Below are 20,361 nucleotides of genomic sequence, written 5' to 3'. Positions count from 1 at the left end.
CATGCCGTACAGGCTGCGCAACGGCTTGTACTCGGGCGCTGGAAAGCCTGGGTAAGGTGGCTTTGGCGGCGAGGGGTACAGGCTGAAACGAGCGTCCTTGTTGAGCATCTGCTCAGCGCTGAGGTCCTGATTGGTGCAGGTGAATTCGATGCGATAGCTGAAGGGCTGGCTGAGGTGCTCCTGGCCTTCGAAGGCCAGGACGTCGAAGACGGCGTCGAACCAGCGGATGGCGAATTTATGGCGAGTGTGGTCAAAGAAAATGCGCTGTTGGGTGCTCATGGTCAGGCCTCCTTGACGACGCTTGGCATCGCTTCCTGTGTGTCGATGAACTGCAGCGTGATGCCTTGATCGTCGCTGTAACCCAGGGTCACCCCCCGGGTTTGTTGACGGGTCGCCTGGCGCTGCAGAAGTTGCTGGCTGAGCACCGGCAGGATCTGTTGGTTGAGCAGGCTGTCGATGTTGCGCGCGCCGGTATCGGGCAACAGGCAGGCGGCAACCAGGGCCTGGTTGAGTGCGTTGTCGACCTGGCAGGTCAGGCCGTAGTGGCGTTGCAGGCGCGTGGCGACCCGGGCGAGTTTTTGCGCGACGATGCGCTGCAGTGCGTCGACTTGCAGCGGGCGGTAGATCAGGGTCTGGAAGCGCGCGAGCAAGGCCGGCTGGAAGTATTCACGCAACAGTGGCCGCAGCAGCTCCTGCAAGGTGTTGTCCGTTACGTCAGGGTGTTGTTGCAGGCAGGTTTGCAGTTCATCGCTGCCCAGGTTCGAGGTCATGAGAATGACGGTGTTGCGAAAATCGATTTCGCGTCCCTCGCCATCGCGCATGAAGCCGCGATCGAAGACCTGGTAGAACAGATTGAGTACGTCGCGGTGAGCCTTTTCCACTTCGTCGAGCAATACGACGCTGTAGGGGCGCCGGCGCACCGCTTCGGTGAGCACACCACCCTGGCCGTAACCGACATAGCCCGGTGGCGAGCCTTTGAGTTGGCTGACGGTATGGGCTTCCTGGTACTCGGAGAGGTTGAGGGTAATCAGCGACTGCCCGCCACCGAACAGGCAGTCGGCCAGCGCCAGGGCGGTTTCCGTCTTGCCGACGCCGCTGGTGCCGACCAACAGGAACACGCCCAACGGTGCCTGCTCCTCGGTCAGGCCGGTTTTGGCCGCGCGCAGACGCTGGGCCAATGCAGCGAGGGCATGATCCTGGCCGACGACACGCTCACTCAACTGCTGCTCCAGCGCCAACAGGCTGGCCTGTTCGTCCTTGAGCAGACTGCCCAGCGGCACGCCGGTCCAGTCGGCAATCACTTCAGCTACGCTGCGCGGGTTGACGTCCAGGGAGAGCAACGGTTGGGCGCCCTGCACTTCGGCAAGCTGATCTTGCAGCCACATACAAAGGGTGATCTGCAGGGGGTGAGCCTGACGTGCATCAAGCAGTTGGCGGGTCAGGTCGAGTTCGTTGCGGTATTGCCGCACCAGCTCACTGTGTTGGTCTTTCAAGTCGACAAGTTGCGCATCGATCGAGGCAAGGCGCTCGTCAAGGCTACTGCCACCGAGTTGTGCATCTTCTTCCAGGGCTTGTCGTTCAAGTCCCAGGGCCGCCTGCCCGGCCATGAGTCTGACCAGTGCCTGGGGTTCGCAGTCGAGGCTCATGCGCACCCGTGCACTGGCGGTGTCGAGCAGGTCGACGGCCTTGTCCGGCAGCTGGCGACCGGTCAGGTAGCGCCGCGAAAGCGTGACCGCCGCCTGTACCGCCGCATCCTGAATGTGCACGCCATGATGGCTGGCGTAACGCGCCTTCAGGCCACGCAGCATGAGACAGGCATCGTGGTCATCCGGCTCGTCGACCTTGACCTTCTGGAAGCGTCGTTCCAGGGCGGCATCGCGCTCGAAGTACTGCTTGTATTCACTCCAGGTGGTGGCGGCGATGGTGCGCAGCTCGCCACGGGCGAGTGCGGGCTTGAGCAGGTTCGCCGCGTCGGCACCGCCCGCCTGGTTGCCGGCGCCGATCAGGGTATGGGCTTCATCGATGAACAACAGCACGGGACATGCCGATTGCTGGACGGCATCGATGACGTTTTTCAGGCGTTGCTCGAACTCGCCCTTGACCCCGGCCCCCGCTTGCAGCAACCCCAGGTCGAGGGTACGCACGCTGACCGGCTTGAGGCTGTCCGGAACATTGCCCTCGGCAATGCGCAGCGCCAGTCCTTCGACCAGTGCGGTCTTGCCGACTCCCGGCTCGCCGACCAGCAACGGGTTGTTCTTGCGCCGGCGGCTGAGGATGTCGATGACCTGGCGGATCTCATCGTCACGGCCGAACACCGGGTCGATCCGCCCTTCCCGGGCCTTGGCGGTGATGTCCTGGGTGAACCTGTCCAGCACGGCCTGCAAGGCCTCGTGGTTGACGGCAGCGGATCCAGTCAATACTTGTGCCTGATCAATGGCAGCCGCTTGCTGCGCCTGGGGACGCTCTTCGGAGTGTTGATCAAGCAGTGCGAACAGATGCTGCAACTGGGTTTCGCTGACACTGAACAGAGGCCAGGCCGCTTCGCAAGCCAGCAGGTCAGGAGACTCCAGCAACGCGCCAAGCAAGTGGGCTGAGCGCAGGTGATCCTGGCTGTCCAGCGATGCACGCAGCCAGGCATTGCTGATCAGTCGCTGTAACTTGCCACACAGCTGCGGCTTGGCGTGTACGCTGCGCGGCAGTGTGTCCAGGTGTTCAAGCAGTCCGCCCCAGAGAGCGTCCAGATCCCATTCGTAGCGACGGGCAATGAGCGTCAGGTCGCCCTCGCCCTGTTCGAATAATTTGAGCAGCCAGTGCTCGATACTGATGTAGCCATGGGCGCGACTTTGGCACAGCGTCGCCGCCGCGCTCAGCGCCTGGGCACAGTAGGGATTGAGACGGCGAAGCAAGCGGGAGGCGTTCTGTACCATGGGTACGTCCTTGTCTTGAGTGTGAGGCTGGTAATCAAAAAGAGCCCGGCTCGACGGGGCTGGCTGAGCGCCCGCGGACGGACGCTCAACACGGGACACTGGACCCGCAGGCAGGCATGCCTACGGGTTCAATGGGTTAAGCGCTCTGGCGTTCGTCCCAGGCATCGGAGTGGCTGAAGTTGCCCTCGATGAACTTCCAGGTGATCTTTTCGTAGCGCAGCTGGACGTCTTCCAGGTGATTGTGTTTTTCCTTGGTCGGGTCCTTGATGTCGTGCATTTTCGTCACGACGCTTACGACCTTCACGTTCTCGAGCAGAACGGTGTAGTAGACGACCTCCTGGCCTGCGTCATTGATGCGATACCACTTGAACTCGGCGCTGTTGAAGGTCTGCCCTTGGGACGCGCCTTTGAGCAGGTAGACGCTGGCGGCATCGATTTCCTTGGTGAACATGAACGGAGTGTGAATCCGTGTGCCTGTCAGCTTGCCGGTGTTATTGTCAGTGGGAATGGTCAGGCCATGATCCTGGGCCAGCACTTCGATGCTGCCCTCACGCCCTTTAACATCCACCGAACCCTTGATGTCCGCGCCGCCGTCATTTTTCAGCCACAGGTAAACGGGAATTGCCATGTGAAGCTCCTTCTCTCTGAACATGAATGCCGCGTTATGCGACAGGGGGTTGCAAATCCGGCCCCGTAGCGGGGAACACGCAGGCTCCCGGCTCCGGCACCAGACGAATATCGACTCGACGATTGGCGCTGCGCCCGGCCTCGTTGTCATTGCTGGCGATGGGCTGGCTGGCACCAAAGCCCTGCACCGCAAAGCAACTGGCGGGGATACCGCCCATGTGCTGCATCCAGTCGTGCACGGCGGCCGCCCGGGCCCGGGACAACTGCAGGTTTTGCTCGGCGCTGCCAGTGGCATCGGTATGGCCACTGATCACGATGAGCCAGCCAGGCTGGGCCTTGATGTCGACCAGGGCGTTGATCAGGACCTTGGTCGAGCCGGGCTTGAGTTGGGCGCTGCCGGTACTGAACAGCGACAGGCTGTCCAGGCGCACCGGCTTTGGATGACCCGCAAGCCTTGGGGCCAGCGACGGATGACGGTGACCGGCAATTGTCGACTGCAGCCTGATGCGCAATCGCTCGCCCCGGTAAAGGCCCAGCCCCAGCGACAGGGGCGCGCCGTGTCGGTAGTAGCCGTCCAGGCGCAGGGCATCCTCGCGCAGCACCGCAAGTGCCTGCTCGCGCAGGATGAATTCAGGCCGATCGGGTTGTCCTGTCACGGGGATGGCGTGGTAACGACGCAGGTCGTCACTGACCTGGCGGACCAGTAGGGTGTTTTGCCAGGCCGAGCTGGCCAGGGCCGTTGTCCCGACAATGGCGAACATCCACAACGCGATGACGCTCGCGCGGCGCAATGGGGCGCGTTGATTCTGCGAGGGCAGCAGCGCCAGCAAGGGATCGGGGAAAGGCATTGAAGTGCCCTGCCCTGGCTGCGCCTGCCTGACGTCATGCAGTGCAACCTTGTTGCGCAGCCATTGCTGCCACAGGTTGCCCGCGACTGATTGCGCGAGCGCCGGTACGAAGGTGATGGCACAGATCCTCGGCAGGCTGTCGGGATCGCGTACATCACGGGGGGCCAGGTGGGGCATTACCGCTTGATCCAGCCATGCCACGACACTGTTCAGCTTCACGCTGGTGTGCATCCGGGCTGAGCGCGTTGCGCTGTCTGACGGCTGCCTTTGCCAGTCGTCCAGGCTGGCGCAGGTTCCGCCCTCGTGCACCCTGGGGCTGACTTCACCGGCCTCCCAATTGAACCAGGGACCTTCTGCGGCCGAGGCTTGCACATAGCTGGTCAACAGTAGCGGCAGCGCAACGCCGCCCTTGCGAACCATGCCGACCTGATAGCGCAGTGCGCGCGCCTGTCCGGCCAACACGGCGCTGTCGACGTGTTCGGTCGGGTTGACGATGAACATGACGCTGAGCTGCCCACTCCACTCGGGACGCAGCGTCATCAGGCTGGCGGTGATCGCAGGCAACTGCTCAAGCTCGGGTACCCGCACATAACAACCGTGGCGGGTTGTGCGCAAAGCCAGGTGCTCCAACGGCGTCGCGCCGAACAATCCCGTCAGGCCATCGCCACAAACCAGGACCACTGGTTGACGGTAGGCGGCCGGAGGCAGCGAGGTATTTTCGGCCAGGGTCACTGACGCGCATGTCCGGCGCCCAATCCGGCTCCAGGCCAGGACCATGACGCACACAACGACCAGGACGGCGATGGTGCGCAGGCTCCAGGTCAAGGGAACGACAACCAGCAACGCCAGTGAAAGCACGCCCGCCCATAACCAGAGACCACGCATCAGTGTCGGCGTCATCGGTCCCACCTCAAGCCTCACCGGGCAAAACCGAGCTGAGGAGATTGGCCAACAGCTGGTCAAGCCCCCACCAGCAACCGACAAACAGCAGGCCCACAAGCAGACCATGAGCCAGTGGCGAACGCGGCCACAGCCAAATACGCAGTCCCTGTCCGAACGTCATCTTTGTCGCCAGCGTCTGGCTGAGTGCCAAGGGTGCGACCTGTGCATGGAGCGCGCTGAGCAACTGTTCGCGCTCAGGGTCGTCGGCGTCGCGATAACGCCCCTGGAAGCCGAGCATCAGCACCCGATGGAACGCCGTCAGCACCAATGGATCAGGGGCGGGCTCGCGCAAGACTTCGCGCATGTCTTCATACAGGAACTCGCCCGCCTGGTGGCGACTGAAGAACTTCGCTTGCAAGGGCTCTTTCGTCCAGGCATCGCGAGCCTGCTTATCCACACGGAGTACGGTTTCATCGAGCAAAGCGCACTGGGCATGGCTGATGTGATCAATGCTGCGCGGGCTCAGGCCGGCGTGCTCGAGCATCTGGCGGACATGTTCGACCTGCTTGACGCAAAGGTCCTTCAGCGCCATGCCATCGTGCGCCGATGCGCCCTTGCACAATTCCACTACCAGCAGGTAGCTGTCCTGCAACAACGCGTCGATATCTACCGCCAGTGCGGCTGGTTTTCTTGAGGCTTTCAGGTTCATGTGCGCAACACCGCGAACAGTTCAAGTTTTACCTCGGCCAGCGTGCTCGGGACGTAGAAGGCGCAGACCCCTGCAGCCAGCACCGCCTGGCCCTTGGCATGGTCGAGATCGAGGGCGAAATACTGGTTCTCCAGTCGCAGCGGAATGGCTGCCGGTACATGGCTGAGCGACTGCAACGGCACACCGTCGAGCGCGGCATTGATCAGTTGATCGACCTCATCCGGGGTGCCAATCTTGCACAGGCGCGGGAACTGGCTCTGCACCTGTGCTGCCGGCAAGCGGCAACGCACCGACAGATAAAAATCAGCGCCTTCACGCTCGCGCAGGCGTGGATCATTGAGGCTGACCTTCCAGCGGTTGTCGCCGTTCTCCTCCAGCGCCAGGGCGATCACACGCGAAGGCAGACTGGCCTCCAGCAACGTGGAAATCAGACGCAACAATGGGGGGAACACACTTTCCAGATGCTCATGCCGGTAAGCCGGGATCTGGTCGATATCGTGTTCCAGGGAAAAGGTCAGCAGGCCGCCGGCCAACTTTGCCAATTCCCGGTACACCGATTCGGGATGCCGTGCCGGGTGCGCCTTGAGATCTGCCAGGATCGGCTGGTAGGTGTTCAGGGCGTTGAGCAGCCAGAACAGCGACACATCGGCCACGGCAAAATCGGCCATGCGCTGGTTACTTTCACGACGCAAGCCCATCAGCCGTTGACGCTTGGCGGCCAATTGGGTCAACAGATTATCCAACTGCGCCAGCAATCCCGGGTGAGCCGCAAAATCGAGCAGTGGCGGCACATAAGTGTCATCCAGCCCCCATGCGCCCTGCCCGTCCCGCACCAGGCGCACGATCGGGCAGGTCAGGTAATCGGCGTTGTCGTCGTGGGCAAGACGCAGGCTCAGCACGTGTTCCAGCACGCCGATCTGCTGCGCCTCGCCTTCGTACAAATCCTGCACCTTGCGCCAGTCCTGGCGATAACGCGTCGGTCGCTCGACCTTGCTGTCATCGAGCAGGCAGTTGTTGCCATTGGCCTGTTCCAGCGGCAAGGCCAATAACACCGTGGTGTCCTGCACGTCACTGGACAGCAGCTGGGTCAATTCCAGGGCCGAGGGCAGACGATCCACCTGATCGGTATCGATCAAGGTGCCGTCGGGCATGCGCAGGCACAACCTTGTGGCCTTGAGCTTGCCCAGTCGCAGGGTCTCCTGGTCAAACGCCACCGCCGCTACACCCCAGGGATGCACCAGTGACAAGTGAGCCAGGCGTTCGTTGGTCCAGGCTTCCCAGCGTGCCTGTTGCTGGAACTGCTGGGGGCACAGGAGTGCCCCCGCAGACCATACGGGACGGTCGATTTTCAAGACCTGGTTTCCCCGCGAACGGCATCGGGCTTGCGCTTGGGCATCTGCGACACCAGCGAAAGATTGACGTCCATGCCTTCGACCTGGAAGTGCGGCACGGCATACAGCTTGACGCGGAAGAAGCCCGGATTGTCTTCGATGTCTTCCACGGTCACCTTGGCGTCACGCAGCGGATGCGAGGCCTGCAGGTCGTCGCCCGGGTCGGTCATTTCGGTCACCAACCCGCCGATCCACTTGTTCAGCTCCAGTTCCAGCAAGCGCCGGTCCTTGGTGGTGCCGATGTTCTCGCGCTGGATCAGCTTGAGGTAATGGGCAATGCGCGACAGCAGGAAAATGTAGGGCAGGCGCGAATTGATCCGACTGTTGGCGGTCGCATCGGCGGTGTCGTACAGGGCCGCTTTCTGGGTCGAGTTGGCCGAGAAGAAACACGCGTAGTCGCGATTCTTGTAATACGACAGCGGGATGAAACCGAGATCGGCGAATTCGAATTCGCGGGTTTCCGGGATCATGACTTCCGAAGGGATCTTCACCTGGTTGCCGGTGCCCAGGTCGTACAGGTGGATAGGAAGTTCGGTGACCGCGCCGCCCGACTGCGGCCCGCGGATCTGTACGCACCAGCCGTTGGCAATGAAACTCTTGACCATGTTGGCGGCGAAGGCGAACGAGGCGCTGGTCCACAGGTATTTGTCGTGGTCAGGGCCCTTGACGCTCTCGATGTAGTTGAAGCTGCGCACCGGGACAGTGTCCGGGCCATAGGGCAGGCGCCCGAGGACACGGGGCATGACCAGGCCGATGTAGCGGGCGTCGTCGCTGTCGCGGAACGCCTTCCACTTCAGGTATTCGGCACGGTCAAAGTAGTTGCCGATGTCCTTGATGGCGGCCACTTCTTCCATCGAGCGCTTGCCGAAGAAAGCCGGGCCGACGGTGCCGATAAATGGCATGTGCGCAGCCGCCGCGACTTTGGAAATGTTGCGCAGCAGGGCGATGTCCTGCGGACTGCGGTCGAACTCGTAGTTGGAAATAGCCGCGGCAATCGGCTCGCCACCCGGTGTGTCGTATTCCTGGGTATAGGTATGCACGTACAGGCCGCTTTGAGCGATTTCCGGTGCATCGTCGAAGTCCTGGACCAGATGATCCTTGCTGATATCCAGCAATTCGATGCGCACGTTCTGGCGAAAATCGGTCTGGTCGACCAGGGATTTGACCCCGCGCCAGGTTGACTCGACGCGCTGGAAATCCGGGTGGTGCATCACGGCATCGAGTTGCCGGCTGATTTGCCCATCCAGGGCAGCAATGTGTTCATCGAGCAGGACTTTATCCAGGCGCTCGATTTTCTGCGAAGACTGCCCGAGCAGTTTCAAAAATACACTGACGGCCGCCGTCACTCGCTCATCGGCCGACACTTCGGACAGTGCCTCGGTATTTTGAAATACTTCGATACTACTTAATGTATCGACCGGACTGAGATTGATCTTGCCAAACAGCGCACCATAGACGCCTTTATTTTCTTCGGACAACACTGTAGTGCCGCGCGAATGCACGTTGGAACTTTCGATGGACATGCAGGTAACTTCCCTTTAAACGAACCGAAGTGGATTAACGATTTTCTTCCGGAGCCAACGCGGCCAACTCGGCGCGCAGTTCGTCACTCAGCGCATCGTCCTTGAGGATGCGTTCCAGCTCATGACGGAAAGTGGCATTGTCCAGCAGGTTCGACTTAAGGTCGCGCAACAGATTGCGCATGGCCAGCAGCGCACGCAGGTGCGGGATTTGCCGCGCCACCTGCTCTGGCTCGAAGTCCTTCATGCGCTGGAAATTCAGCTCGACCGAGGTGTCGCCAGCGTCATCGACCAGGGTGTTTTCCACGGCCACTTTCAAGACCGGAGAAAACTCCGCCAATACGCTATCGAAGTTGTTTTTGTTGATGGAAACCTTGCTACGGGCAGATAAGGGACGCTGCTCCTTGCCATTGCTGTAGTCCCCCATCACCATCAGCTTCAGTGGCAATTCGACTTTTTTCTGCGCACCACCGGTATGCAGATCGAGCTTGATATTGACCCGAGCCTTCGGCACTTCGTTTTGAAAACTGCTTGAAGACATAACACCTCCCGATTATTTTGCGACAGCCAATGCAATCGCTAAAACCTGCAAGACAGGAACTCGAAACTCTAGCCAACAGAATAGAAAGTTTCCCTGCTACAGCCTGTGAATTCCATGTCAAAATGAGTGCAACAATATACGCACGGGAACTATGACTGTTCTCCTACAACGACAATGAACTATCCCACTCGCACATTCCACCCCTCCCGGCAACTTTGGGAAATTTCTTACTTATTTCCAGAAATGCCCTACAAGAAACCACTGAAAACAGTCCTTTTACTGGGCGCGAGTCGACGTTTTTCTTCTCCGACGGGCTGCGCCCTCCCCCTCCAATCCGCCCGGGCAAACCCTCTGCATCAATTATTTATACTCAAATGCCAGCTTAATAATATTTTACCGATATCAGGCTGATCCCTAGTCTTGAGCCCAGGAAATGGCAGGTCGACACCGACCGTTAACCAACTTCGAAGGGCAAGCAGATGACCATTGAAAAAACAATAATAGATACCTTGATTGTCGGCGCCGGCCAGGCCGGCGTAGCCATGAGTGAACACCTGAGCAAGCTCGGCGTGCCGCACTTGGTGCTGGAGCGCAATCGTATCGCCGAGCGCTGGCGCACCGGCCGCTGGGATTCGCTGGTGGCCAATGGTCCGGCCTGGCACGACCGTTTTCCCGGCCTGGAATTCGACGACATCAGCCCCGATGGTTTTGCCCCCAAGGAGCGCGTGGCCGATTACTTCGAAGCCTATGCCCGCAAGTTCAAGGCGCCGATCCGCACTGGCGTGGAAGTGAAGAAGGTCGAGCGCAACGTCGGTCGCCCGGGTTTCACCATCGAGACCTCCCAAGGCGTGATCGAGGCCAGCCGCGTGGTGGCGGCCACCGGTCCGTTCCAGCGTCCGGTGATCCCGCCGATCGCCCCCAAGGATGCGCAACTGCTGCAGATCCACTCCGCCGACTACCGCAATCCCGGGCAATTGCCCGAGGGTGCCGTGCTGGTGGTGGGCGCCGGTTCCTCGGGCGTGCAGATCGCCGATGAATTGCAGCGCTCCGGCAAGCAGGTGTACCTGTCGGTAGGCGCCCACGATCGTCCGCCCCGCGCCTATCGCAACCGCGATTTTTGCTGGTGGCTGGGGGTGCTGGGCGAGTGGGACCAGGCCGCGATGAAACCCGGCCGTGAACACGTGACCATCGCCGTCAGCGGCGCCCAGGGTGGCCGCACCGTGGATTTTCGTGGCCTGGCCCATGCCGGCATGGTGCTGGTGGGCCTGACCCAATCGTTCAACGGCAGCGTGGCGACCTTCCAGGCGAACCTGGCGGACAACCTGGCCCGGGGCGATGAAAACTACCTGGCCCTGCTCGACGCCGCCGATGCCTACATCGAACGCAATGGCCTGGACCTGCCGGAAGAACCCGAAGCGCGCCATACCTTCCCGGAGCCGGACTGTGTCTCCAACCCGATCCTCGAACTCGACCTGGCCAAGGCCGGCGTGACGTCGATCATCTGGGCCACCGGTTTTGCCGTGGACTACAGCTGGCTGCAGGTCGACGCCTTCGACGACAACGGCAAGCCCCGGCATCAGCGCGGTGTGTCCAGCGAGGCGGGCGTGTATTTCCTCGGCCTGCCCTGGCAGTCCCGTCGCGGTTCGTCCTTCATCTGGGGCGTGTGGCATGACGCCAAGTACGTGGCCGATCACATTGCCATCCAGCGGACCTATCTCGAGTACCGCGATGCCGACCAACGCGAGGCCCAAGCCTGCCCGGCCGCACATAAGACCACTGCCAACGCTTGATTCCCGCACGGCGCGTGAACCGCGCCGGCCCCCAAAATTTCAGGAGTTTCAAATGACCACGCCAACCCATACCCGCATTCGCATGTTCAACACCAAGGAAACCTACCCGAACCAGAGCCTGGACAACGACCTGTGCCAGGCCGTCCGCGCCGGTAACACCGTGTATGTGCGCGGCCAGGTCGGCACCGATTTCGAGGGCAACCTGGTTGGCCTGGGCGATCCGCGGGCACAGACCGAGCAGGCCATGCGCAACGTCAAGCAACTGCTGGAAGAAGCTGGCAGCGACCTGAGCCACATCGTCAAGACCACCACCTACCTGATCGATCCGCGCTACCGCGAACCGGTGTATCAGGAAGTGGGCAAGTGGCTCAAAGGCGTATTCCCGATTTCCACCGGGCTGGTGGTGACGGCATTGGGTCAGCCGCAGTGGCTGATGGAGATCGATGTGATTGCGGTGATCCCGGAATAACGGGCAGACCGCGTCGCGACAAACTCCAGCCGCCCGCTCCCGCCATTGATCTTCTGTAGGAGCGAGCTCGCTCCTACAAAATCCAGACAAGGACCCGCCCCATGACCTTTTCCATCGCCGCCCGCTGCCCCGACACCGGTCAGTTCGGCATCGCCATCAGCTCCTCGAGTATCGCTGTCGGCGCCCGCTGCCCCTGGTTATTGCCCGGTGTGGGCGCCGTCTCCACGCAAAACATCACCCTGCCCTCCCTTGGCCCGGAAACCCTGGCCCTGATGGAGCAGGGTCTGGCACCCGCCGAGGCCCTGGACAAGGTGCTGACCCGCAACGGCTACAGCCAGTACCGGCAGATCACCGCCATCGACCACCTCGGCCGCACCGCGCACTTCAGCGGCGCGCAAACCCTGGGCAACCACAATGCGGTGTCCGGCGAGCAATGCGTGGCGGCCGGCAACATGCTTGCCAGCCCGGCGGTGATCGAGGCCATGGTCAGCGCCTTCAAACAGGCTGAAGGCCAACTGGCCGACCGCTTGATCGCGGCAATGCAAGGTGGCGTGGCGGCCGGTGGCGAAGCCGGGCCGGTGCATTCGGCGGCGGTCATGGTGGTCGGTGAGCTGACCTGGCCGATCGTCAACCTGCGGGTCGACTGGGCCGACGAAGATCCGATTGGCCAGCTGCAAAAGCTCTGGCAGGCCTACCGTCCGCAGGTCCAGGACTACATCGACCGCGCCCTGGCGCCCGACCGGTCCCCTGGCTACGGCGTCGCTGGAGACGATCGATGAGCGCCAGCCGCGATCTGCTCACAACGCTGGTGGCGTTCGACACCACCAGCCGCGAATCCAACCTGCAGCTGATCGAGTTTGTCCGCGACTACCTCGCACGCTTCGATGTGCCGTGCCAGCTGGTCTACAACCAGGAGCGCAGCAAAGCCAACCTGTTCGCCACGATCGGCCCGGCGGACCGGCCGGGCATCGTGCTCTCGGGGCACACCGACGTGGTCCCGGTCGACGGCCAGCCGTGGACCGTCGCGCCGTTCCAGCTCACCGAGCGCGATGGGCTGCTGTACGGTCGCGGTACGGCGGACATGAAGGGCTACATCGCCTGCGTGCTCGCCCTGGTGCCCGCGCTGGTGCAGGCCTCGTTGCGCCTGCCGGTGCATATCGCCCTGTCCTACGACGAGGAAGTCGGCTGCCTGGGCGTGCGATCGCTCCTCAAGGCCCTCGAGCAACGTCCGGTCAAACCGCTGCTGTGCATCATTGGCGAACCCACCGAGCTCAAGCCGGTGCTGGGCCACAAGGGCAAGCTGGCGATGCGCTGCGACATCCACGGTCACGCCTGCCATTCGGCCTACGCCCCGCTTGGGGTCAATGCCATCGAATACGCAGCCGAGCTGATCGGTGAACTGGGGCGCATCGGCCAACGGCTCAAGGCCCCGGAGCTGCATGACCCGCGCTTCGATCCGCCGTTCTCCACCGTGCAAACCGGGGTGATTGGCGGCGGCAAGGCCTTGAACATCGTGCCGGCCGACTGCCGCTTCGACTTCGAAGTTCGCGCCCTGCCCTCCCACGACCCGCGCCTGGTGGCAGAGGAACTGCAGGCTTATGCCGAGCAGCAGCTGTTGCCGCGCATGCGCGCCGTGAGCGAGCACAGCGAGATCCGCTTCAGTGAGTTGTCGGCGTACCCCGGCCTGGCCACCGATGCCCGCAGCGAAGCCGCTGAATTGATCGCCGCGTTTTCCGGCTCGCGGGAATTCGGCACGGTGGCGTTCGGCACCGAAGGCGGTCTGTTCGATGCAGCGGGCATCCCGACGGTGGTGTGCGGCCCGGGCAGCATGGAGCAAGGCCATAAACCCGATGAGTTCGTCAGCCTGGAGCAACTGCACGGCTGCGATGCCATGCTGCAACGGATGTTGTTGGCAATCAGCAACTGATCCCTGGCCCGACGCTCAGGTATAGAGTCGGGCCAGTTCTTCCTGGCAGTAATCGACGAACAGCTGCACCGGTTTGGTCAGCTGTGCCCGGCGCAACCACGCCGCGGACAACCCCGAGCCGGTGACGTTTTCGGCCAGCGGCACGCACACGACTTTCTGCCCGTCATAGGTGTATTCGGAAAACGGTTTGGTCACCAGGATCGAAAAGCCGAAACCCCGCCCGACCATCCCGCGCACCATCTCGATCGACGGCGAGCTGAACACGATGTTCGGCGTCAGCCCGCGCTCTTCGAATATGCTCACGAAGTAGGTTCGGCTGGGCACCACGTCCAGCAAAATCATCGGCTCCAGCACCAGGTCGTGCAGCGAGACTTTCGCCTGCTGGGCGAAGCGATGGTCGGCGGGCAGCAAGGCATAGGGTTGCTGGGCCGGCATCAGCGCCACGGTCTCGATGGTGCTGTCCAGGTCATGTTCGTAGACCATGGCCATGTCGATGCTGCCGGCGGTCAACGCCTGCACCAGCTCCTGCTGCTCGCCATCGCGAATGCGTATTTCCACCCCGGGCCAGCGCTCCTTGAAACCGGCGATCAGGCGTGGCAGGTACAGCGGTGCCACGGTTTCAAAACAACCGATGTCGATCTGTCCCGCCACCACGTCGTTGTCCGCCAGGGCGTTCTGCTCGAACTCATGGGCGACCCGCAGCAGCTCCTGGGCCTTGCGGTAGAACCGCGAGCCGCTCGGCGTCAGCGACACCCCCTGGGCGTGATGGCGGATGAACAGTTGCACACCAAAACTTTCTTCCAGGTGCTTTATCGCCGTCGATACCGATGGCTGCGCGATGTAGAGCTTGCGCGAGGCCTCCGCCACGCTGCCGCAGTCGGCCGTGGTGACGAAATACCTGAGCTGGCGCAGGTTGTAGGCGGCCATGGGAACCTCCGGAAAACAGAACATCAGGGTCAAGGAATCGGCAGCGCACACAAGGGGTTGGTGCCGGCCTGCGGTCAAGGCTGAACATACCGGAGGCGACCGCCGGCGCGGCATATATTTTTTAAGGTTTGAAGCAACAAACTTACTAATTTATCTATCCCGAGCCATTGCACATGATCGCTCCAACAAGAAAAGCGTCGTTCGCGCGACGCTCACCGAAGTACGTCCACGTACTCACTTTGCCTTGGAGTTCGTCATGGTAACCACTGCAGCAACGAGCGCTCCGCTCATCGAGAAACACACGATCGGCTACGTGCCGCCGCAAGACCGTCATGGCAAGACGCGCGACCTGTTCACCCTGTGGTTCGGTGGCAACATCGCGCCCTTGCCCATCGTCACCGGCGCCCTCGGCGTGCAGCTGTTTCACCTGAACCTGGTGTGGGGCATCGTCGCCATCCTCGTCGGCCATCTGGTCGGCGGCGTGCTGATGGCGCTGCACTCGGCCCAGGGCCCGCAGATGGGCATCCCGCAGATGATCCAGAGCCGCGCGCAATTCGGCTCCCTCGGCGCGCTGCTGGTGGTGCTGATCGCCGGCGTCATGTACATCGGCTTCTTCGCCTCCAACATCGTGCTGGCGGGCAAATCCCTGCACGGCGTGGTCGACAGCGTCCCGGTGCCCGTGGGCATCGTCATCGGCGCCCTGGGTTCGGGCATCATCGGCATCATCGGCTATCGCTTCATCCACGTGCTCAATCGTATCGGCACCTGGGTGCTGGGCATTGGCATCGTGCTGGGTTTCGCCTACATCCTGACCCACGTGCAGACGGACGACTTCCTCACCCGCGGCAGCTTCAACATCTCCGGCTGGCTGGCGACGGTGTCCCTGGCCGCACTCTGGCAAATCGCCTTCGCGCCCTACGTGTCCGACTACTCGCGCTACCTGCCAGCCGACGTGCCCGTGGCGTCGACCTTCTGGACCACCTACCTGGGCACCGTGCTCGGTTCCAGCCTGTCGTTCGTCTTCGGCGCCGTCGCCGTACTGGCCACGCCCGTCGGCATGGACACCATGGACGCGGTCAAGCTCGCCACCGGTTCCATCGGCCCGCTGATGCTGGTGCTGTTTTTGCTCAGCGTCATCAGCCACAACGCCCTCAACCTCTACGGCGCGGTACTGTCGCTGATCACCCTGGTGCAGACCTTCGCCTACCGCTGGATCCCCACCGCCAAGAGCCGCGCCGTGCTCTCGGTGATCGTGCTCGGCGCCTGCTGCTTCGCCGCCGTCGGTGCCTCCGCTGACTTCATCGGCCACTTCGTCGACATGGTGCTGGTGTTGCTGGTGGTGCTGGTGCCGTGGACGGCGATCAACCTGATCGACTTCTACGCCATTCACAAGGGCAAGTACGACATCGACTCGATCTTCCACGTCGATGGCGGCATCTACGGGCGCTACAACCCGCAGGCGCTGCTGGCCTACGCGATCGGCATCCTGGTGCAGATTCCGTTCATGAACACGCCGCTGTACGTCGGACCGATTTCCGAGCACATCAACGGTGCGGATCTGTCCTGGGTGGTGGGCCTGGTGATTACCTCGCCGCTGTACTGGTGGCTGGCCAATCGCGACAGTGCCTACAAGCGTCGGTTGTCGAGTGGGAAACTCGCTACCAGCCTGTAATCAAGATCCACAAGCCTGCTCGCGACAAAGCCCTGACATGGATCGTCAGGCCTTTCGCGAGCAAACTCCACCTGAATCGACCCGCGCTTGATACCTCGCTGATACGTCCCCCCGATCGTGCTGTTACCTCACCGCCCCACTTGTCACTTCTGCGCCGCACGGCAGGCCAATACAGTATGGCCTTCGGTGTGTTGCGGCAGGCACGAACGCTGTCGACCCTCAACCGCACCGATTTCCCATCACGGAAGAGGTGACATCATGAGTTTCGTCAAAGTTGAAAAAAACCAGAGCAGCGCCCCGTCGGAAGCCGACATGATAAAAGCCATGTTCGAGTCTGGCGGCGTACCGGGCGAGTGCAGCGGCAACAACGCTGCTCGCACCCTGACCTACGCCGGCCTGGTCAATCACACGGTGTATGAGAACAAGCTGATCGAGATTGCCAAGGGCAAGCGTACCAGCTGGAACTTCGTCTGGGCCGATGTGAAGGCAGCCTGAGGCCCTGGCGGGGCGGCCCGTCGTTCGCCCCGCCACTTCAACCTGATTGATACCCCCCCGTTACCCGCCTGTAACGCCAAGACACTTAGCCCATGCGCTGCTTGAACCTAGAGTGAAGCCCTCGATGGATGGACCGGGTTGACTGCCCTCCACCCATCGATTGCCCAACACACCACCAAGGAAGAGGGACACCATGAGCCAATCAAACGCTGTCAGCCAACAACGCCAGCAGCTGCACGATGATGTGCAAGAAGCCGTCAAGTCGATCATGGGTGCAACGCAACTGAAGGCGTCGGACTATGGCAGGGTCTTGAAGTCCGCCCTGGCGGCGGCGCAAAAAACCGTCACCATCGAAATCGCCGCCGGCGACCTGACCCTGCTCAAGAAGTCTGGCTACAAGCTGTGCTTTGCCAAGAAGGTCGGCACCGCCGACTACAACGTGGTCTGGCAGTCCTATGTCGCGTACCTGAGCAATAACGAATTCAGCTGGACGCCGTTGTATCAGCTGTTCGCCTCCAACGTGTTCAAGGAAAACGTCCAGGTCAAAGTCTCGACCAACATCGTCAATATCGGTCTTGGGCAAACCTCGACACTCGATGAACACGGCCTGCTGAGCCCGGCGATCACGGGCGGCCCGGACGTGTCCATGACCTTTGTGAACGAGTACGCACCGATCCATCCGGGGATCAACCAGCTGTCCACCGGCATCGATGGCAATCAGGTCAGCACGCCGATCTACGTGGCGGTGGACCCGGTCGTCACCGGTAAAACCGTACTGACCCCCGTTGAAACCATCCTCGTATGGTTCGAACAGAACGTACAGACCAGTACCATGTTCAGTACCTCACGCTCCAAGGCGATCGAAATCGACCTGACGTTCGAAAACACCGCCGGTCGCCTTTACGAAGGCGGTCAATGGAAAACCGTGTAACTGCTGCGCACCGGGGCAACCCCAGGGTTGCCCCTTTCATTCGTCGATGGCGCCTTTGGCAAAGTAGCCCGTTAGGGACAGGCAGATCGATTGCGCCAGGTCCTCCTGGGTGGCGATGCCATAAGGCTGGTTGCGATCGAACTGCGCCGACCAGCGAATCCGCCCCTGCGCCACATCCACCAGGCGCAACGACGCCCGCACCCGCGCCGGCTCGACCCGCACGCTGCCCTCCAGGCAATAGCTGTAGCGCCCGCCGCGTCCCCCATCCGCTGCTTTTACGCTGCTGCGCGGCACCTTCATCAACACATGATTGGCCACGCTTTGCGTTTGCTCGAACGACTCGAACAAGCGACAGCTCAGCTCTTCGCACAAGCCCCGGGCGAAGTCATCGCCATCCGGGGTGATGCAGGTGAACGGCTGGATCTGCAAAACCGGATGGCGGGTGGCGATCCCCTTGGTTTGCAACCGCTGATAAGCCAGGCGATAACACCCGGCCGGTATGCTCAGCCGCACCGGGTCCTGCTGGCCGTTGCTGGCGTAATGCGCCGCGAGCTTGCGCCGCAACCGCCCCACCTGCACCCGCACCACCGGATCGTCGCCGGTGCAGTACACCGCCGGATCGCGACGGAACACCGCGATGCCGATGGCGTGTTCGGTAAGGGGGGTATTTGAAGGTTGCAGGTCGTGCTCGACCAGAAAGCGCAACAAACTGCCCATGCGCCGGGATTTGGCGAACAACGGGCTGGCCAGCAGCAACGCCAGTACGCGCTGCATCTCTTCAGGATCGAGGGCCACGGGAACCCCCGCCGCGCTCGAATCAACCATGCGCTTGATCACCATCGCCTGCCTCCGTGCAGATTGCCGACAGGAAAAGAGGTGGAACTCCGTGGTTGCGCACGCAACGTGAGCCCAGGACAGGCTCGGGTGCTGCAACGACGAAGCTTAGCAGCCGTGATGGAACGGGCAGCCAAATCCGCTGATAGCCACATGAGATCCGACGAACGTTAGAGTGCGCCGATACCACCATTCTAGAAAACCGCAAATTAACTGAACCCTGTGTCCACCTGCCCACCTAACTGAAAGACTATTCAGGAGGTGACTACATGCAGATCGAAACGACGTGGATTGTATTGGCAGCCGTTCTTCTGTTGATCGAGTTGTGGGCCATCAATCGGGTGCGCAAAAGCGCAGGCAAAGCGAGCAGCAAAGGCGTGTGGATGGTGGTGATCGTGTTTGTGCCGCTGATCGGGCTGATCCTGTGGGCCCTGGCGGGGCCAAAGCACATCGCTCACCACCCGGATCCAGCACAGGCCAGACAATAAGGCCGGGGAAATGCGTTAACGCTTCGTGACTGAGCGAAATGCATGGAACCACAGGCCACATCGGGGTTTCGAAACTTTATCAGCGCTGATCCTGGATCAAACAAGGCGCCATTGGAGAGGAAATCCCGATGAACACTAGACTGCTGCTTTTGCTCGCTGGCCTGTGCCCTGCCCTGGCGTACGCCGAAGGTTGCGACGTGCTGACCCGATCCCAAAGCGCTTCCATTCCCGTGGTGGAAAGTCATAGCTGCTATGAGTACGAAGGCATGCCGGTCAATTCCATCGACTGGTCATGCAGCAACGAGAGCAAGGAGATGCTGACCAGTACCAAGAAGAAAGTCGAACATTGTGACGATCATTACCAGGCCACCTGCATCGCCACCTTGACCCAGGAATCCCTGGCCAACCCTCATTCCACCAGCAAGGACAAGAACAGTCAGTCGGTCAACATTCCCGACAATGCCCAGGTCACGACGTATTACTACGGTGCCGAGCACATCGCCCAAGCCAAGATTGATTGCGAGTCGGGCGGTGGTCACTGGAAGACCAAATAAAAAAAACCGATGCCTGAGCGGGCATCGGTTTTTTATCAAGCGCCATGGATGATGCGCCGCCGGATCACACCCGCCGTAATCAGAAGTTCGCCGGCGTGTTCGCGCTGATGATTTCCGCCTCATCCTGGCCGATATTGCGAAACTTGTGCGGCAAGGTCGTCGGAAAGTAATACCCGTCCCCGGCATTGAGCACACTGATCTGCCCATCCACCGTCAATTCGACGGTGCCACGGGTGACCAGACCGCACTCCTCGCCTTCCGAATGCACGATCGGCTCTTCCCCGGAACTGGCACCCGGTGCGTATTGTTCGCGCAGCAGACGCATCTGCCGGCTTGGCACGGACGCGCCGATCAATAGCAGGCGCAGGCCGTGGCGGCCGAGGTCGGGCTGTTCGTTGGCGCGGAAGACGTATTGGTGCTCGCGCGGCGGTTGATCGAAGGTGAAGAAGTCGGCCAGGGACATGGGGATGCCTTCGAGCAGCTTTTTCAGCGAGCTGACGGAAGGACTGACGCGATTCTGCTCGATCAGGGAAATGGTGGCATTGGTGACGCCGCTACGCCGGGCCAGCTCGCGCTGGGACAGTTTGTAGCTTTCGCGTACTAATTTGAGTCGTGAGCCCGTGTCCATGACAGCCTTATGTGCTTGGTACGCAAGGGTAATGGGGGTGGAGAGCAGGCGTGGATCGCGCCGTTTTCCTGTCCCGGAAACGTGAAAGGCGGCTATTAAATCACGTTTGTGGGTGTTGCTGTAGGAGCTGCCGCAGGCTGCGATCTTTTGATCTTGATCTTGAAAAGCAAGATCAAAAGATCGCAGCCTGCGGCAGCTCCT

19 protein-coding genes and 1 pseudogene are annotated in these 20,361 nt (G+C 61.4%); 9 read left to right on the top strand and 11 right to left on the bottom strand.

Translation table 11 applies throughout. The annotated features are described in order from the left end of the window. From NPS56_RS27750 to tssB, 8 genes and pseudogenes are all read right to left on the bottom strand, one after another. Positions 1 to 279, bottom strand: a pseudogene (locus NPS56_RS27750) (type VI secretion system tip protein VgrG); the annotation flags it as partial. 2 nt (positions 280 to 281) lie between these two features. Beyond that, the gene (gene tssH / locus NPS56_RS27745) at positions 282 to 2,927 is read right to left on the bottom strand and encodes a type VI secretion system ATPase TssH (protein ID WP_274077599.1); all 2,646 of its coding nucleotides are present in this window, start codon (positions 2,925 to 2,927) and stop codon (positions 282 to 284) included. A gap of 136 nt (positions 2,928 to 3,063) precedes the next feature. Continuing rightward, entirely contained in the window at positions 3,064 to 3,555 is a 492-nt protein-coding gene (locus tag NPS56_RS27740) for an Hcp family type VI secretion system effector (protein WP_274077598.1), read from the bottom strand. A gap of 34 nt (positions 3,556 to 3,589) precedes the next feature. Next, positions 3,590 to 5,302, bottom strand: coding sequence for an OmpA family protein (locus tag NPS56_RS27735; RefSeq protein WP_274077597.1), 1,713 nt, complete (start codon positions 5,300 to 5,302; stop codon positions 3,590 to 3,592). Positions 5,303 to 5,312: 10 nt separating this feature from the next. After that, complete coding sequence (gene tssL / locus NPS56_RS27730) at positions 5,313 to 5,993, bottom strand: type VI secretion system protein TssL, short form (protein ID WP_274077596.1); 681 nt, start codon at positions 5,991 to 5,993, stop codon at positions 5,313 to 5,315. Then, complete coding sequence (gene tssK / locus NPS56_RS27725) at positions 5,990 to 7,345, bottom strand: type VI secretion system baseplate subunit TssK (RefSeq protein WP_274077595.1); 1,356 nt, start codon at positions 7,343 to 7,345, stop codon at positions 5,990 to 5,992. Before tssK ends, tssL begins: the two co-directional genes overlap by 4 nt. Further along, on the bottom strand, positions 7,342 to 8,907 hold the full coding sequence (gene tssC, locus NPS56_RS27720) for a type VI secretion system contractile sheath large subunit (RefSeq protein WP_274077594.1): 1,566 nt from the start codon (positions 8,905 to 8,907) through the stop codon (positions 7,342 to 7,344). Before tssC ends, tssK begins: the two co-directional genes overlap by 4 nt. A 34-nt stretch (positions 8,908 to 8,941) precedes the next feature. Next, positions 8,942 to 9,445: a type VI secretion system contractile sheath small subunit gene (gene tssB, locus NPS56_RS27715; RefSeq protein ID WP_274077593.1), complete on the bottom strand. Its 504-nt coding sequence runs from the start codon at positions 9,443 to 9,445 to the stop codon at positions 8,942 to 8,944. A gap of 479 nt (positions 9,446 to 9,924) precedes the next feature. Between tssB and NPS56_RS27710 the strand changes: the two genes are divergently transcribed. The 4 genes from NPS56_RS27710 to argE all read left to right on the top strand — a co-directional run bounded on the left by NPS56_RS27710 (position 9,925) and on the right by argE (position 13,631). Then, complete coding sequence (locus NPS56_RS27710; protein ID WP_274077592.1) at positions 9,925 to 11,235, top strand: flavin-containing monooxygenase; 1,311 nt, start codon at positions 9,925 to 9,927, stop codon at positions 11,233 to 11,235. Between the two features lie 52 nt (positions 11,236 to 11,287). Continuing rightward, positions 11,288 to 11,704, top strand: a complete 417-nt coding sequence (locus NPS56_RS27705; protein WP_008058648.1) for a RidA family protein — start codon at positions 11,288 to 11,290, stop codon at positions 11,702 to 11,704. Between the two features lie 101 nt (positions 11,705 to 11,805). Then, positions 11,806 to 12,483 carry a DUF1028 domain-containing protein gene (locus tag NPS56_RS27700; RefSeq protein WP_274077591.1) on the top strand — a complete coding sequence of 226 codons (678 nt, stop codon included), beginning with the start codon at positions 11,806 to 11,808 and terminating at the stop codon, positions 12,481 to 12,483. Continuing rightward, positions 12,480 to 13,631 (top strand): acetylornithine deacetylase, encoded by a 1,152-nt coding sequence (argE, locus tag NPS56_RS27695; RefSeq protein ID WP_274077590.1) that lies wholly within the window; start codon positions 12,480 to 12,482, stop codon positions 13,629 to 13,631. The genes NPS56_RS27700 and argE overlap by 4 nt, the downstream gene beginning before the upstream one ends. Positions 13,632 to 13,646: 15 nt before the next feature. Here argE and NPS56_RS27690 read toward each other — a convergent pair whose 3' ends face one another. Beyond that, a complete protein-coding gene (locus NPS56_RS27690; RefSeq protein ID WP_274077589.1) occupies positions 13,647 to 14,558 on the bottom strand; it encodes a LysR family transcriptional regulator in 912 nt (303 codons plus the stop codon). A 256-nt stretch (positions 14,559 to 14,814) separates the two neighbouring features. Here NPS56_RS27690 and NPS56_RS27685 point away from each other — a divergent pair, with 256 nt between their 5' ends. The 3 genes from NPS56_RS27685 to NPS56_RS27675 all read left to right on the top strand — a co-directional run bounded on the left by NPS56_RS27685 (position 14,815) and on the right by NPS56_RS27675 (position 17,656). Further along, positions 14,815 to 16,230: a purine-cytosine permease family protein gene (locus NPS56_RS27685; RefSeq protein WP_274077588.1), complete on the top strand. Its 1,416-nt coding sequence runs from the start codon at positions 14,815 to 14,817 to the stop codon at positions 16,228 to 16,230. 258 nt (positions 16,231 to 16,488) lie between these two features. Further along, positions 16,489 to 16,725: a hypothetical protein gene (locus NPS56_RS27680; RefSeq protein WP_274077587.1), complete on the top strand. Its 237-nt coding sequence runs from the start codon at positions 16,489 to 16,491 to the stop codon at positions 16,723 to 16,725. 193 nt (positions 16,726 to 16,918) lie between these two features. Beyond that, positions 16,919 to 17,656: a hypothetical protein gene (locus NPS56_RS27675; protein WP_274077586.1), complete on the top strand. Its 738-nt coding sequence runs from the start codon at positions 16,919 to 16,921 to the stop codon at positions 17,654 to 17,656. A gap of 36 nt (positions 17,657 to 17,692) precedes the next feature. Here NPS56_RS27675 and NPS56_RS27670 read toward each other — a convergent pair whose 3' ends face one another. Next, entirely contained in the window at positions 17,693 to 18,496 is an 804-nt protein-coding gene (locus tag NPS56_RS27670) for a hypothetical protein (RefSeq protein WP_274077585.1), read from the bottom strand. 263 nt (positions 18,497 to 18,759) lie between these two features. Between NPS56_RS27670 and NPS56_RS27665 the strand changes: the two genes are divergently transcribed. Then, positions 18,760 to 18,978 carry a PLD nuclease N-terminal domain-containing protein gene (locus NPS56_RS27665; protein WP_274077584.1) on the top strand — a complete coding sequence of 73 codons (219 nt, stop codon included), beginning with the start codon at positions 18,760 to 18,762 and terminating at the stop codon, positions 18,976 to 18,978. A 128-nt stretch (positions 18,979 to 19,106) separates the two neighbouring features. Further along, positions 19,107 to 19,532, top strand: a complete 426-nt coding sequence (locus NPS56_RS27660) for a hypothetical protein (RefSeq protein ID WP_274077583.1) — start codon at positions 19,107 to 19,109, stop codon at positions 19,530 to 19,532. Positions 19,533 to 19,611: 79 nt separating this feature from the next. Here the strand turns inward: NPS56_RS27660 and NPS56_RS27655 are convergent, their stop codons facing one another. After that, positions 19,612 to 20,160: a cupin domain-containing protein gene (locus NPS56_RS27655; protein ID WP_007946335.1), complete on the bottom strand. Its 549-nt coding sequence runs from the start codon at positions 20,158 to 20,160 to the stop codon at positions 19,612 to 19,614. Between the last annotated feature and the right edge of the window lie 201 nt (positions 20,161 to 20,361).

The organism is Pseudomonas putida (assembly GCF_028682635.1).
In the GTDB taxonomy this organism is placed as follows: Bacteria; Pseudomonadota; Gammaproteobacteria; order Pseudomonadales; family Pseudomonadaceae; genus Aquipseudomonas; species Aquipseudomonas putida_AE.
Note: the sequence above shows the minus strand (reverse complement) of the source record. Positions and strands in the feature narration are given on the sequence as shown.